This window comes from Methylobacterium sp. UNCCL125 (assembly GCF_900116795.1).
Lineage (GTDB): Bacteria > Pseudomonadota > Alphaproteobacteria > Rhizobiales > Beijerinckiaceae > Methylobacterium > Methylobacterium fujisawaense.
The window spans coordinates 65,464-79,096 of the sequence record NZ_FPBW01000006.1 but is presented as its reverse complement, the minus strand read 5'-3'; the positions used below and the strand labels follow the sequence as shown (position 1 = coordinate 79,096).

Annotated in this window: 11 protein-coding genes; 6 read left to right on the top strand and 5 right to left on the bottom strand. The window is 70.4% G+C overall.

Annotated features, from left to right (window positions below):
* Positions 1-102: 102 nt before the first annotated feature.
* Entirely contained in the window at positions 103-1,275 is a 1,173-nt protein-coding gene (locus BM396_RS07245) for a M20 aminoacylase family protein (protein WP_043381111.1), read from the top strand.
* A gap of 38 nt (positions 1,276-1,313) precedes the next feature.
* On the opposite strand, the gene BM396_RS07240 is transcribed toward BM396_RS07245, so the two are convergent.
* The gene (locus BM396_RS07240) at positions 1,314-2,714 is read right to left on the bottom strand and encodes a leucyl aminopeptidase family protein (protein WP_043381109.1); all 1,401 of its coding nucleotides are present in this window, start codon (positions 2,712-2,714) and stop codon (positions 1,314-1,316) included.
* Between the two features lie 126 nt (positions 2,715-2,840).
* Here BM396_RS07240 and BM396_RS07235 point away from each other — a divergent pair, with 126 nt between their 5' ends.
* The 5 genes from BM396_RS07235 (at position 2,841) to BM396_RS07215 (ending at position 10,604) form a co-directional block, all read left to right on the top strand.
* Complete coding sequence (locus tag BM396_RS07235; protein WP_081948604.1) at positions 2,841-3,662, top strand: tetratricopeptide repeat protein; 822 nt, start codon at positions 2,841-2,843, stop codon at positions 3,660-3,662.
* 438 nt (positions 3,663-4,100) lie between these two features.
* Positions 4,101-6,800, top strand: coding sequence for an aconitate hydratase AcnA (gene acnA / locus BM396_RS07230; protein ID WP_043356884.1), 2,700 nt, complete (start codon positions 4,101-4,103; stop codon positions 6,798-6,800).
* A 163-nt stretch (positions 6,801-6,963) separates the two neighbouring features.
* A complete protein-coding gene (locus BM396_RS07225; protein ID WP_043356887.1) occupies positions 6,964-7,650 on the top strand; it encodes a hypothetical protein in 687 nt (228 codons plus the stop codon).
* Positions 7,651-7,948: 298 nt separating this feature from the next.
* A complete protein-coding gene (locus tag BM396_RS07220) occupies positions 7,949-9,610 on the top strand; it encodes an OFA family MFS transporter (protein ID WP_051975994.1) in 1,662 nt (553 codons plus the stop codon).
* Between the two features lie 76 nt (positions 9,611-9,686).
* The gene (locus tag BM396_RS07215) at positions 9,687-10,604 is read left to right on the top strand and encodes a LysR family transcriptional regulator (protein ID WP_043381106.1); all 918 of its coding nucleotides are present in this window, start codon (positions 9,687-9,689) and stop codon (positions 10,602-10,604) included.
* A gap of 396 nt (positions 10,605-11,000) precedes the next feature.
* On the opposite strand, the gene rpmG is transcribed toward BM396_RS07215, so the two are convergent.
* From rpmG to BM396_RS07195, 4 genes are all read right to left on the bottom strand, one after another.
* The gene (rpmG, locus tag BM396_RS07210) at positions 11,001-11,168 is read right to left on the bottom strand and encodes a 50S ribosomal protein L33 (protein ID WP_020092568.1); all 168 of its coding nucleotides are present in this window, start codon (positions 11,166-11,168) and stop codon (positions 11,001-11,003) included.
* 106 nt (positions 11,169-11,274) lie between these two features.
* A complete protein-coding gene (locus BM396_RS07205) occupies positions 11,275-12,462 on the bottom strand; it encodes an MFS transporter (protein WP_236952716.1) in 1,188 nt (395 codons plus the stop codon).
* Positions 12,459-13,202, bottom strand: coding sequence for an NUDIX hydrolase (locus tag BM396_RS07200; RefSeq protein ID WP_043356897.1), 744 nt, complete (start codon positions 13,200-13,202; stop codon positions 12,459-12,461). The genes BM396_RS07205 and BM396_RS07200 overlap by 4 nt, the downstream gene beginning before the upstream one ends.
* On the bottom strand, positions 13,159-13,623 hold the full coding sequence (locus BM396_RS07195; protein WP_043381249.1) for a DUF983 domain-containing protein: 465 nt from the start codon (positions 13,621-13,623) through the stop codon (positions 13,159-13,161). Before BM396_RS07195 ends, BM396_RS07200 begins: the two co-directional genes overlap by 44 nt.
* Positions 13,624-13,633 lie beyond the last annotated feature (10 nt).

Below are 13,633 nucleotides of genomic sequence, written 5' to 3'. Positions count from 1 at the left end.
GCCCTGGGCGCCGCGCATGCGCCAAGCGCGGCCGTTGACGGCGGCGCTGGCCCCGGCTTTGCTGGTCCGGCCCACCCCAAAGGCCACGAAAGCCCCGACCCGATGCCCGTCCTCGAACGGATCCGCGACTTCGCCGACACGATGACGGCGTGGCGGCACGACCTGCACGCCCATCCCGAGCTGCTCTACGATGTCACCCGCACCGCCGGCTTCGTGGCCGAGACGCTGCGGTCCTTCGGCTGCGACGAGGTGGTCACCGGCATCGGCCGCACCGGGGTGGTCGGCGTGATCCGGGGCAAGGGCTGCGCCTCCAACCGCGCCATCGGCCTGCGCGCCGACATGGATGCCCTGCCGATCCAGGAGGTGCGCGACCTGCCCTACCGCTCCACCGTGCCGGGCAAGATGCACGCCTGCGGCCATGACGGGCACACGACCATGCTCCTCGGCGCCGCCAAGTACCTCTCTGAGACCCGGGACTTCGACGGGGCGGCCGTGCTGATCTTCCAGCCCGCCGAGGAGGGCGGGGGCGGCGGCGAAGCCATGGTCGAGGACGGCCTGATGGAGCGGTTCGGCGTCGAGTCGGTCTACGGGATGCACAACATCCCCGGCATGGCGATCGGCACCTTCGCGATCCGCCCGGGGCCGATCATGGCCTCCACCGACCGCTTCACCGTGACCATCGAGGGGCGGGGCGGGCACGCGGCGCTCCCGCAGAACGCCATCGACAGCGTGCTCGTGTCGAGCCACGTGATCATCGCCCTGCAGAGCATCGTGTCGCGCAACCTCGACCCGGTGCAGCAGGCGGTGGTCTCGGTCTGTGCGCTCGAGGCCGGCGAGGCCTTCAACGTCTTGCCGCAGACCGTGACCATGCGCGGCACCATGCGCACGCTGTCCCAGGCGGTGCGCAGCCAGATCAAGGGACGGATCGAGACCCTCGTGGCCGACATCGCCGGCGGCTTCGGCGCCCGCGGCCGGGTCGAGTACGGATCGAGCTATCCGGTCACCGAGAACCATCCCGCCGAGACCGACTTCATGGCCGATGTCGCCGAGGCCCTGGTGGGGCGAGAGAACGTCGATCGCGCGGTGGCGCCGATGATGACCGCGGAGGATTTCTCCTACATGCTCGGCCGCCGCCCCGGCGCCTACATGTTCATCGGCAACGGCGACAGCGCCTCGCTCCATCACCCGCATTACGATTTCAACGACGCGGCCGCGCCGTACGGGGCTTCCCTGTGGGCGCGCCTGATCGAGACCGGCTTGCCGCTCACCGCCTGAGCGCGCGCCCCGCCGTCCCGACCCTCGCGGAGGCCGGATCAGCCCCCGTAGCGCGTCTTGAGCAGCGTGTAGGTCAGCCGCGCGGTCTGAACCTCGCCGCCCTCGGGCCGCCCGGGCTTGGTGGAGGGGTTCCAGCCGTAGAGATCGAAATGGCCGTGCGCCTTGGTGTTGGGTGCGAAGCGGCGCAGGAACAGGGCCGCGGTGATCGCCCCCGCGAACGGCCCGCCGGACACGTTGTTGAGGTCGGCCACCTTGGAGTCGAGGAGGCTCGCGTAGGGCGCGTGCAGCGGCATGCGCCAGACCGGATCGATCGCCGCCCGGCCGGCCTGTGCCACCGCTTCGGCTAGCGCATCGTCCTCCGTGAAGAAGGCCGGCAGGTCCGGCCCGAGGGCCACCCGGGCGGCGCCGGTGAGGGTCGAGAAGTCGAGGATCAGGTCGGGGGAGTCCGCGTCCGCGAGGGCGAGCGCGTCGGCCAGGATCAGCCGGCCTTCCGCATCGGTGTTGCCGATCTCGACGCTGAGCCCGGCCCGGCTCGGCAGCACGTCGCCGGGGCGGAAGGCGTTGCCCGATACGGCGTTCTCCACTGCGGTGATCAGCAGGCGCAGGCGCAGGCGCAGGCGCGCGCCCATGACCATGTCGGCGGCGGCCAGCGCTGCGGCGGCCCCGCCCATGTCCTTCTTCATCAGCAGCATCGCGGCCGACGGCTTGATGTCGAGGCCGCCGGTGTCGAAGGCCACCCCCTTGCCGACCAGGGTCACGCGCGGCGCATCCGCCGGCCCCCAGGTCAGGTCGATGAGCCGTGGCGCCCGGGGCGAGGCGGCGCCCACCGCGTGGATCAGGGGATACTCCGTGGCGAGCGCCTCGCCCTGCGTGACGGTGACGGAGGCGCCGTGGCGCGCGCCGAGCGTCCGGGCCGCCGCCTCGATCTCGGCGGGGCCGAGATCGTTGGCCGGCGTGTTGACGAGATCGCGGCCCATCGCCACCGCGGCGGCGATCCGCTCCACCTCGGCCGCGTCGATGCCGGCCGGCGCCACGAGCCGGGCCTGGCTCCCGCCGCCGGAGCGGTAGCGGCCGAAGCGGTAGCTCCCCATCAGCCAGGCGAGCGCCGCCTCGGTGGGCTCGGGCGCGTCGTCCAGCCGGAACACGCCCTCCGGCAGCAGCCCCGGCAGCTTGCCGACGAGCAGCCGGTCGTGGGCCGCCGCCTCCGGATCGCCGAGGCCGAACAGAACCCGCGCGAGGCTGCCGTCGGGGCCGGGCAGCAGTGCGAGGCCGCCCGCCTTGGGCTTGAAGCCGATGGCCCGGGCGAAGCTCCGCTGGGTCGGTTCCAGGCCGGCTTCGACCTTTGCCCAGCTCCCGGTCGTGACCAGGCTCACCGGCACGGCCTGCGTGTCGCCGGGCAGGAGCCCGAGGGTCGTCGCCGGAATCTCGGCCTGGGTCATGTGCCTCTCGCATGCCGTCCCGACGGGCGGCTTAACCGGTGGTTAGGGTTAACGCTCTATCACCGGCCGGCCGGGAGCGTGAAGCGCGTGCCATCGCATCCAGGCCAGATGCCGGCGGAGCGTACCATGATGACGGCCCTGATCCGGGTCACACGATCCCAGGCCAATGCCGGAGGCCGCGCCGCTCTGGTGGCGGCCGTCATCGCGCTGGGGCTTGCCGGCTGCAACACCCGCTCTCCGGAAACGACCGGCTCGATCGGCTCGCTCGGGGGCACACCGGCCGCCGCCGCGGTGCCCGCGCGACAGGACATCGACCGGCTGGCCGAGCGGTTCAACGCCGATCCCACCGACGGCCGCACGGCGATCGCCTATGCCCGCGCCCTGCGGGCCACCGATCAGATCAGCCAGGCCTCGGCTGTGCTGCAGCAGGCGGCCCTGCGCAACCCGCGCGACCGAGTCCTCCTCGGCGCCTACGGCAAGTCGCTGGTCGAGGCGGGTCGATTCCGCGAGGCGATCGACGTGCTCGCCAACGCGCATACGCCCGCCAATCCCGACTGGCGCATCCTGTCGGCACAGGGCTCGGCCTCCGCCCAGCTCGGCGAGCAGGAGCGCGCGCAGAGCTTCTACGAGGCCGCCCTCAAGATCCGGCCGAACGAGCCCTCGCTCCTGTCCAATCTCGGCCTGTCCTACGCGCTGTCGCGCAATCTCGATCTCGCGGAGCAGACTCTCCGGCAGGCCGCCGACCAGCCCGGCGCCGACGCGCGGGTGCGGGCGAATCTCGCCATGGTCCTGGGCCTCAAAGGCCGCTTCGCCGATGCCGAGGCGGTCCTGCGCCGCGACATGAGCCCCGAGGAGGCGGCCACGAACGTCGCCTCCCTGCGCCGGCTCGCGGCCCAGCCCAATCGGCCCAAGTCGTTGTCCGGCCTGGGGGCGCCGGGCCAGGGGTGACGCGACGGCCCATCGGCCTGATTCTTCGGTCCGATCCGCGCCGAAGCCCGTGGCGGCCGGTCACCCCGCCGGTCCGGGCCCGCCTTCGGCGTCCAGGACCGACGATGCACCCCGACGCAGAGGTCGCCTGACCCCATGCGCGGAACGGGACGGCGCATGCACCCGCTCACCGCCGTCGTGCCCGCTCCGCACCGTGCCCGACAGGAAAACGCACCTGTCACGACGACCCGGTAGCGGCCAGATTCGAAAAGTTCTATATCCCTCCCCGGCTGCGCCGCGCGGCATCACGGGCGTCCAAATCGCCCCCGCGCATCGTCCTGCCCGGGCACTCCCGGGGCGGCGCGCGCCCGTCGGGCGCTACACAGGCCGAACACGGATCTCGTAGCGCAGGTCTTGCCTGCGCGTGTTCGACAACCCGCAGCGAGGATAGAACCAGCCGTGCCCTCACTCGACAGCTTCAAGGCCCGCCAGACGCTCGAAGCCGGCGGCAAGACCTACACCTACTATTCCATTCCCGCGGCCGAGAAGAACGGCCTCGCCTCGGCCACCGCGCTGCCCTTCTCCATGAAGGTGATCCTGGAGAACCTGCTGCGCTGCGAGGACGACCGCTCGGTCAAGAAGGCCGACATCGCGGCCGCCGTCGGCTGGCTCGACCAGAAGGGCAAGGCCGAGGTCGAGATCGCGTTCCGCCCCGCCCGCGTGCTGATGCAGGACTTCACCGGCGTGCCGGCGGTGGTCGACCTCGCCGCCATGCGCGACGCCATGGTGGCGCTGGGCGGCGACCCGCAGAAGATCAACCCGCTGGTGCCGGTGGATCTCGTCATCGACCACTCGGTGATCGTCGACGAGTTCGGCACCCCGAAGGCGCTGGCCGACAACGTTGCCCTGGAATACTCGCGCAATGGCGAGCGCTACACCTTCCTGAAGTGGGGCCAGTCGGCCTTCGACAACTTCTCCGTGGTCCCGCCGGGCACCGGCATCTGCCACCAGGTGAACCTGGAATACCTCGCCCAGACCGTCTGGACGAAGTCCGAGGACGGGTCCGAGGTGGCCTATCCCGATTCGCTGGTCGGCACCGATTCGCACACCACCATGGTCAACGGCATGGCCGTGCTGGGCTGGGGCGTCGGCGGCATCGAGGCCGAGGCGGCCATGCTCGGCCAGCCGCTGTCGATGCTGATTCCCGAGGTCGTGGGCTTCAAGCTGTCGGGCAAGCTGCCCGAGGGCACCACCGCCACCGACCTCGTGCTCACCGTCACCCAGATGCTGCGCAAGAAGGGCGTGGTCGGCAAGTTCGTGGAGTTCTACGGCCCCGGCCTCGACGACATGGCGGTCGCCGACCGGGCCACGATCTCCAACATGGCTCCGGAATACGGCGCCACCTGCGGCTTCTTCCCGATCGACCAGAAGACCATCGACTTCCTGAAGGTCACCGGCCGCTCCGACGACCGGATCGCCCTGGTGGAGGCCTACGCCAAGGCGCAGGGCATGTGGCGCGACGCCCAGACCCCCGATCCAGTCTTCACCGACACGCTGGAGCTCGACATGGGCGAGGTCCGGCCCTCGCTCGCCGGCCCGAAGCGCCCGCAGGACCGGGTGCTGCTCGACGGCGCCAAGCCGGGCTTCGCCGGCTCGATGGAGACCGAGTTCAAGAAGGCCGCCGACATCGCGCGCCGCTACCCCGTCGAGGGCACGAACTTCGACCTCGGGCACGGCGACGTGGTGATCGCGGCGATCACAAGCTGCACCAACACGTCGAATCCCTCGGTGATGATCGGCGCCGGGCTTCTGGCTCGCAATGCGGTGGCCAAGGGCCTGCGCTCCAAGCCGTGGGTGAAGACTTCGCTCGCGCCCGGATCGCAGGTGGTCGGAGAATATCTCGAAAAATCCGGCCTGCAGGACCCCCTCGACGCGCTCGGCTTCAACCTCGTGGGCTTCGGCTGCACCACCTGCATCGGCAATTCCGGCCCGCTGCCGGAGGCGATCTCCAAGGCCATCAACGACAATGACATCGTGGCCGCGGCGGTGCTCTCGGGCAACCGCAACTTCGAGGGCCGCGTGAACCCCGACGTGCGGGCGAACTACCTCGCTTCGCCGCCCCTCGTGGTCGCCTACGCGCTGGCCGGTTCGATGCAGATCGACATCACCACCGAGCCCCTCGGCCTGGGCTCGGACGGCAAGCCGGTCTACCTCAAGGACATCTGGCCGTCCTCGGCCGAGGTGCAGCAGTTCATCGAGGAGAACATCACCTCGGCGCTGTTCAAGTCCCGCTACGCGGACGTGTTCGGCGGCGATCAGAACTGGAAGGACGTCGAGGTCACCGAGGCCGAGACCTTCGCGTGGAACCCGGGCTCCACCTACGTGCAGAACCCGCCCTACTTCGTCGGCATGGAGAAGACCCCGAAGCCGGTCGAGGACATCGCGGATGCCCGGATCCTCGGCCTGTTCCTCGACTCGATCACCACCGACCACATCTCGCCGGCGGGCAACATCCGCGCGGCCTCGCCGGCCGGCGAGTACCTGCAGTCGCATCAGGTGCGCGTGCAGGACTTCAACCAGTACGGCACGCGGCGCGGCAACCACGAGGTGATGATGCGGGGCACCTTCGCCAACATCCGCATCAAGAACCAGATGGTGAAGGACGCCTCCGGCGGCGTGGTCGAGGGCGGGTGGACGCACTTCCAGCCCTCCGGCGAGAAGATGTTCATCTACGACGCGGCGATGAAATACGCCGAACAGGGCACGCCGCTCGTCATCTTCGCCGGCAAGGAATACGGCACCGGCTCGTCGCGCGACTGGGCGGCGAAGGGCACGAAGCTGCTGGGCGTCCGCGCCGTGGTGGCCGAGAGCTTCGAGCGCATCCACCGCTCGAACCTCGTCGGCATGGGTGTGGTGCCGCTGGTCTTCCAGGGCGACACGAGCTGGCAGTCGCTGGGCCTGAAGGGTGACGAGACCGTCACCATCAAGGGCCTCGCCGGCGAATTGAAGCCCCGCCAGACGCTCACCGCGGAGATCAAGTCCGCCGACGGTTCGGTGAAGCAGGTCCCGCTGACCTGCCGGATCGATACCCTCGACGAGCTGGAATACTTCCGCAACGGCGGCATCCTGCCCTACGTGCTGCGCTCGCTCGCGGCCTGACCATGCACCGGGCGGCCCTCGGGCCGCCCCCGCGACCGATGAGGCGGCGTCCCCCGGGCGCCGCCTTATTTGTTTCTCAGGGCGATCATTTCGCTTGCGCACAACCTTGTTTCGCGCGCGTGTCGCCCCATAACCGGGCTTCCGCATCCAGGATGGGACCCCGATGAAGCACCTCAGCAAGACCCTCGCCGCCGCCGGCCTGACCGCCCTCCTGTCGAGTGCGGCCTTCGCCGCGCAGGTCGAGCGCGTCCGCGGTACCGTCGACAAAGCCGATGGCAGCACGCTCACGATCAAGACCGACGACGGCAAGACCGAGACGGTGGATGTCGCGGGCGCCAAGTTCGCCTGGGTGGTCCCGTCGAGCCTCGACCAGATCAAGGACGGCGTCTTCATCGGCACCGCCACCAAGGGCGAGAACCCGATGACCGCCCTGGAGGTCGTGCTCTTCCCCGAGTCGATGCGCGGCACCGGCGAGGGCCATTATGGCTGGGACGCGATCACCGATCAGACCGCCGGCGCCGGCGCCAAGGTGAAGAGCGCCATGACCAACGGCACCGTGAAGGCCGAGACGTCGGGCGCCCCCAAGGTGAAGAGCGCCATGACCAACGGCACCGTGAAGGCCGACAAGGCGGCCTCCGGCGGCGAGCGCACCCTGACGGTGAGCTACGGCAAGGACGGCTCCAAGGAGATCGTGGTGCCCTCCTCGGCGCCGATCGTCGCGTTCGAGCCCGCCGACAAGGCGATCCTGACGCCCGGTTCCAAGGTCTTCGCCGTGGTCGCCAAGGATGGCGCCAAGGCCGACGGCAAGCTCATCGCGGTCGGCAAGGACGGCCTGACCCCGCCCATGTAAGGCTGGACGGCCCGCCCGACGCATTCCGTCGCGCGGGCCGATCAAGGGCCTGGGGGCGACGTTCGATCTTCGCCCTGCAGCCGCGTCGCGGAGGCCTTCGGGCCGCCGGGAGGGGGTCAATCGGTCCGGCCTCGCCTCGCGGGGCGAAGGACCATTCGCCGGGAAGGCGCATACAAACGGCGCGGGAACGGATTAAAATTGCTTCCCCAGCGTGCCACGCGCTGGTGCCGTGCACACAAATCGCGCATCTTCCGCCGCCGAGCGGCCCGTCAACGAGGCTGCGGCGGAGGAATCCAAGATGGGCGCTGGAGTGGCGGGCGCGATCGCGCCTGAGAGAATCCCGAATCTGTTGTCGCGCGAGCGGATCGTCGCCAAGCCGGGCTTCAACCGATGGTTGGTCCCGCCGGCGGCGCTGGCGATCCATCTCTGTATCGGGATGGCCTACGGCCTGTCGGTGTTCTGGCTGCCGCTGACCCGGGCGCTTTCCGTGGGTCAGCCGGCTCCTGCCGCCTGCCCCGACATGGGCGTGATGACGGCCCTGTTCACGACGACCTGCGACTGGCGGGTAAGCGACCTCGTCACCGTGTTTTCCATCGGCATCGTCGTGCTCGGCCTCTCGGCCGCCCTGTTCGGCGGCTGGCTGGAACGGGCCGGCCCGCGCAAGGCCGGCATCGCGGCGGCCCTCTGCTGGGGCGGTGGCTTCCTGATCGGCGCCTTCGGCGTCTATATCCACCAGCTCTGGCTGGTCTGGCTCGGCATGGGCCTGATCGGCGGCATCGGGCTGGGCCTCGGCTACATCTCGCCGGTGTCCACGCTGATCAAATGGTTCCCGGATCGCCGCGGCATGGCCACCGGCATGGCGATCATGGGCTTCGGCGGCGGCGCGATGATCGGCTCGCCCCTGGCGGACAGCCTGATCAAGAGCTTCCGGACCGCGGATTCGGCCGGTGTCTGGCAGACGCTCGCCGTGATGGGTGTCGGGTACATCCTGTTCATGCTGGGCGGCGCCTTCGGCTACCTGGTGCCCCCGGCCGGCTGGCGCCCGGACGGCTGGACCAACCCGACCGCCAAGAACGCCATGATCGCCTCGGGCCACGTCCATCTGCGCGACGCGCACAAGACCTTCCAGTTCTGGATGATCTGGCTCGTCCTGTTCCTCAACGTGTCCGCCGGCATCGGCGTGCTGGCGCTGGCCTCGCCGATGCTCCAGGAGATTTTCGGCGGCGAGCTGATCGGCCTGCCGGGCACCGGCTTTTCCGCCCTCGACGCTGGCCAGAAGGCGCAGGTCGCCGCCATCGCGGCGGGTTTCGTCGGCCTGCTCTCCCTGTTCAACATCCTGGGCCGGTTCTTCTGGGCCTCGATGTCGGACCGGATCGGCCGGAAGGGCACCTACGCGATCTTCTTCGCCCTGGGCGGCCTCCTGTATGCGGCCGCGCCCTGGGCCGCCGGCATCGGCTCGCAGGCGCTGTTCGTCGCGATCTTCTGCGTGATCCTGTCCATGTATGGCGGCGGCTTCGCGACGGTCCCGGCCTACCTCGCTGACGTGTTCGGCACGCAGTTCGTGGGCGCCATCCACGGGCGCCTGCTCACCGCGTGGTCGATGGCGGGCATCGTCGGGCCCTTCGTCATCACCAAGATCCGCGAGGCGCAGGTCGCGGCCGGCGTGCAGGGGGCGGACCTCTACGGCCGCACCATGTACGTGCTCGCGAGCTTCCTGGCGGTCGGGTTCCTCTGCAACCTGCTGGTCCGGCCGCTGGCGCAAAGGTGGTTCATGTCCGATTCCGAGCGGGCCTCCCTGGATGTCCGCTCGGGCGCCACGGCCTCCGGGCCGTCGGGCTCCTTCGGCATCGGCCGCGGCGGCTTCAGCCCCGGCGCCGGCCTGGCCTGGGCGGTGGTCGGCATCCCGATCGTCTGGGGCATCGGCATCACCCTGTCGAAGGCGTTCATCCTGTTCCGCTGAACCCGATCGCTCGGTTGTGGCAGGCACGGCGGGTCGCTAGGTTTCCGGCGCCTCGCCGTGCCGGGATGCCTTCGTCGTGATCGACAAGCTGGACTTCCTGCTCGCGCTCGCTCGCGAGCAGCATTTCGGGCACGCCGCCGAATCCTGCGGCGTGACCCAGCAGACCCTCTCGGCCGGCGTAAAACAGCTGGAGAACCGCTTCGGCGTGCAGCTCGTGCTGCGCGGCTCCCGCTTCCAGGGCTTCACGCCCGAGGGCGAGCGGGTGCTGGAATGGGCACGGCGCATCGTGGCCGATGCCCGGGCCATGCACGAGGAGGTCACCGGCCTGCGCCGGGGCCTCACCGGACACCTGCGCATCGCCGCCATCCCCACGGCGCTGCCGATGATCGTCAACCTCACCACGCCCTACCGCGAGCGCCACCCGGACGTGCGGCTGACGGTCGAGTCCGCCACCTCGACCGACATCTTCTCGCTGATCGAGAACCTGGAGGCGGATGCCGGCCTGACCTACCTCGACAACGAGCCCCTGGGGCGGGTGGTCTCCGTGCCGCTCTACCGGGAGCGCTACCGCCTCGTCACGGCGATCGGCGGCCCCTTCGACGGCCGGTCCAGCGTCACCTGGGCCGAAACCGGCAGCCTGCCCCTCTGCCTGCTCACGCCGAACATGCAGAACCGGCGGATCATCGATCACCAGATCCGGGAGGCGGGTGTTGACCCCGCCGCAACGCTCGAATCGAACTCGATGATCGTGCTTTTGACCCATGTCCGCACCCTGCGCTGGGCCTCGATCATGCCGGAGATCCTGGTCGATGCGCTGGGGCCCATGGAGGGCGTGCGCACCATACCGATCACCGCCCCGGACCTGGAGCACACGATCGGCCTGGTCGCTCCGCGGCGCGAGCCGTCCACACCGATGGTGACGGCCCTCGTAGCTATCGCGCGGTCCCTGGCGCGGACGCTCGATCCGGATCTGGCCGCGTCGGGGACCGCCTGAGCGGTCGGCTCCGTGCCCGAACCGGGGCGGGGCGTTCCAGGAGCCATCGGCGGGCCGCGCCGAGGGCATGCACCGGCAGCGTCAGGACAAGCCAGATCGCCAGTACCGCCCCGGTGATGAGGATCGCCAGCAGGATCCGCTGCATCGAACCCGCCCTCCGCCAGCCGGGCTGGCCGAAACCGCGGGCCGGAAATCGGCCGGCGAATCGCGCAGCGTCCGGGACGAGTGAGGGTTAATGAGTCGTGCTGGCGCCAGGCTGTCGGCCGCTCGGGCGGCGGCCGGACAGCTGCCGGCAACGCGCGCCATCGTCGCGCGAGGCGGTGCCGAACAGAAAAAGCCGCCCCGTTTCCGGAGCGGCTTCCCGTCGGCGGTCAGGCTGCGATGCAGCCAGCGACCTTACTTGATCTTGGTTTCCTTGAAATCGACGTGCTTGCGCGCGACCGGGTCGTACTTGCGCATCGTCAGCTTCTCGGTCTGCGTGCGGGAGTTCTTCTTGGTGACGTAGAAATAGCCCGTGTCGGCGGTGGAGACGAGCTTGATCTTGACGGTGACGGCCTTGGCCATGGCGCGGCGCTCCTGCAGGGTGCGGCATTCCGCGTGAGCGAAACGCAAATGGCCGGGAGAGCCCGGCCGAATACGGGCGGGTGAATGCCCGATCGGGCCCGGCAGGTCAAGAGCGTGGGCCCGATCGCTCCGTCGCGGCGAGCCAGCCGGCGAAGGCCAGGAACAGGGCGAGCAGCGCCAGGGCGAAGCCGTGCGGCGGCACGAGGTCGAGCCCGCCGCCGATCACCGGCGGACCCAGCATCAGACCGACATTGTAGAGCACCACGAAGGCCGCGTTGGCCCCCGCGAGATCGTTCGCGGGGGTACGGTCGCCGAGCATCGCGAGGCCGACCGTGTAGAGGGTACCGGCAATCCCGCCCCAGACGAGGAGGAGCAGGCCGAACGCCACCGGGTTGCCGGCCGCGAATGGGATCAGGGCCGAGCCCGCGGCGCCCGCGAGGCCCGCGCCGAGCAGCACCGCGCCGCGGTCGAGCCGGTCCGCGAGCCAGCCGAACGGGATCTGGAACAGCACGTTGCCCAGCGCGATCAGGCTGACGAGGCCGGCCGCTCCTTGCGCGTCGTAGCCGAGGCGCAGGCCGTAGAGGGGCAGGATGGCGAAGATACCGGTCTCCACCGCGCCGTAGGCGAGGGCCGCCGCCAGGGCGCCGGGGGCGAGCCGGACGTATCCGAGGATGCCGCGGCCGGAGCCCGTCTCGATCGTCGGCGACAGCCCCCGGGCCAGAAGGATCGGCAACCCGCCGGCCAGCATGAGGACGGCTCCCGTCGCGTAGGGCGCCGGTCCCTCGGTCCCGACCAGCGCCAGCAGGAGCGGCCCGACTGCGAAGCCCGCCGCCAGGACGGTGGCGTAGATGCCCATCACGAGGCCGCGGCGCTCCGGCGGGGCGGCGGCGTTGATCCAGTACTCGGAGAGGACGAACAGCGCGCCGAGCGTCATCGAGAAGACGAAGCGCAGGGGGAACCACAGGGCGAGGCCCGGCAGGAGCGGGAACAGGGCGAGGCTGACCGCTCCGACGACGAGCGCCAGTCCCAGCAGAGGCGCGACGCCGATGCGTGCTGCGAGCCGCGGGACGAACGGCACGGTGCAGATGCTGGCGATGCCCGCCACCGCGGTGTTGAGCCCGATCAGCGTGCTCGACGCACCGCGCCGCTCCATCTCGATCGAGAGGAGCGGGATCGACAGGCTCAGGCCGATGCCGACGACGGTGACGCAGGTCACGGCCGCCGCGATCGCCGCCACCTCCTCCGACCTGATCCCGCGCGGCTGGTTCTGCTGCAAGCCGTCTGGACGGCTCACAAGGCCACCCGCTCGCGCCGCCCGTAGCGCTCGTAGTGGAAGGGAATCATCCGGTAGGGCGCGAAATCGGCAGCGATCTGGGCCTCCAGGTCGTCCAAGATCGCGCGGGTTATGTACGGCAGGTCGAGCTTGCGGGCGGCGTCGAGCCGGACCCAGGCCAGTTCGGTGAACTCGGCGTCGGCCTGAATCCGTCCCGGCTCCTCGGCCGCCACCCCGCGGCGGTCGATCGCGAAGAAGCGCGTGTCGAACCGGCGCACGCGCTTCGGCGGGGTGATCGCGCGGGCCACGAGATGAAGCGCTTCGAGATCGGGGAGGACGCCGTGGCGGCCGAAGCCCTCCCAGCCCGCCGGGGGATCCTCGGGAGCGCCGTGCTCGGTCGTGCCGAGCAGCAGGCCGGTCTCTTCGTAGGTCTCGCGGATCGCGGCGAGCGCCAGGGCCCGGCCGAGATGGTGCGGCGGCCGGGAGACCTGCCGGGTCAGCGCCGCCTCCGCGTAATCGGGAAGCGCCCCGGCCACCGGCATGTGGCGGTCGCCGAGTTCGATCCGGCCGCCCGGGAAGACGAACTTCCCCGGCATGAAGGCGAGGTTCGGGTTGCGACGGCCCATCAGGACCTTCGGGCCGCCCTTTCCGCGCCGGTCGATGACGATCATGGTCGCGGCGTCCCGCGGCCGCAGGCGCGCAGCGGCCGGCTTGCCCTCAGGAGCTGTGGCGATCTTGGGCTCCTGCTGCGGCAGCGGCAAGGTGCGTCTCCTCCGGCCCCGGGGCGGGGCGGCTCCGCGGTAGCGTGGCAAAGCCGTGCATGCCAAGGGCGTATTGCAGTCCGACGACGGCGCCCTTCACCGGCTGGAGCAAAACCAGTGCGAACAGGAGCGTGAAGACCGGCCAGACCCCCATCTCCACCCAGAGAGGCACGTCGTAGGTGCTCTCGGTCTCCAGGATCAGGTAGCCGACGATGTGGGCGACGATGAAGATCACCACGTAGGGTGGCAGATCGTCGGCCCTGTGGTGGTGCAGCTCCAGGCCGCACACGTCGCATTCCGGCCGCACCTTGAGGAAGCGGCCGAAGATCCGGCCCTCGCCGCAATGCGGGCAGCGTCCGACGAAGCCCCGGGCCAGCGCGGGGATCAGGCGGGTGCGGGCCGGGATCGCATCGGCGGTCATGGAATCGGTG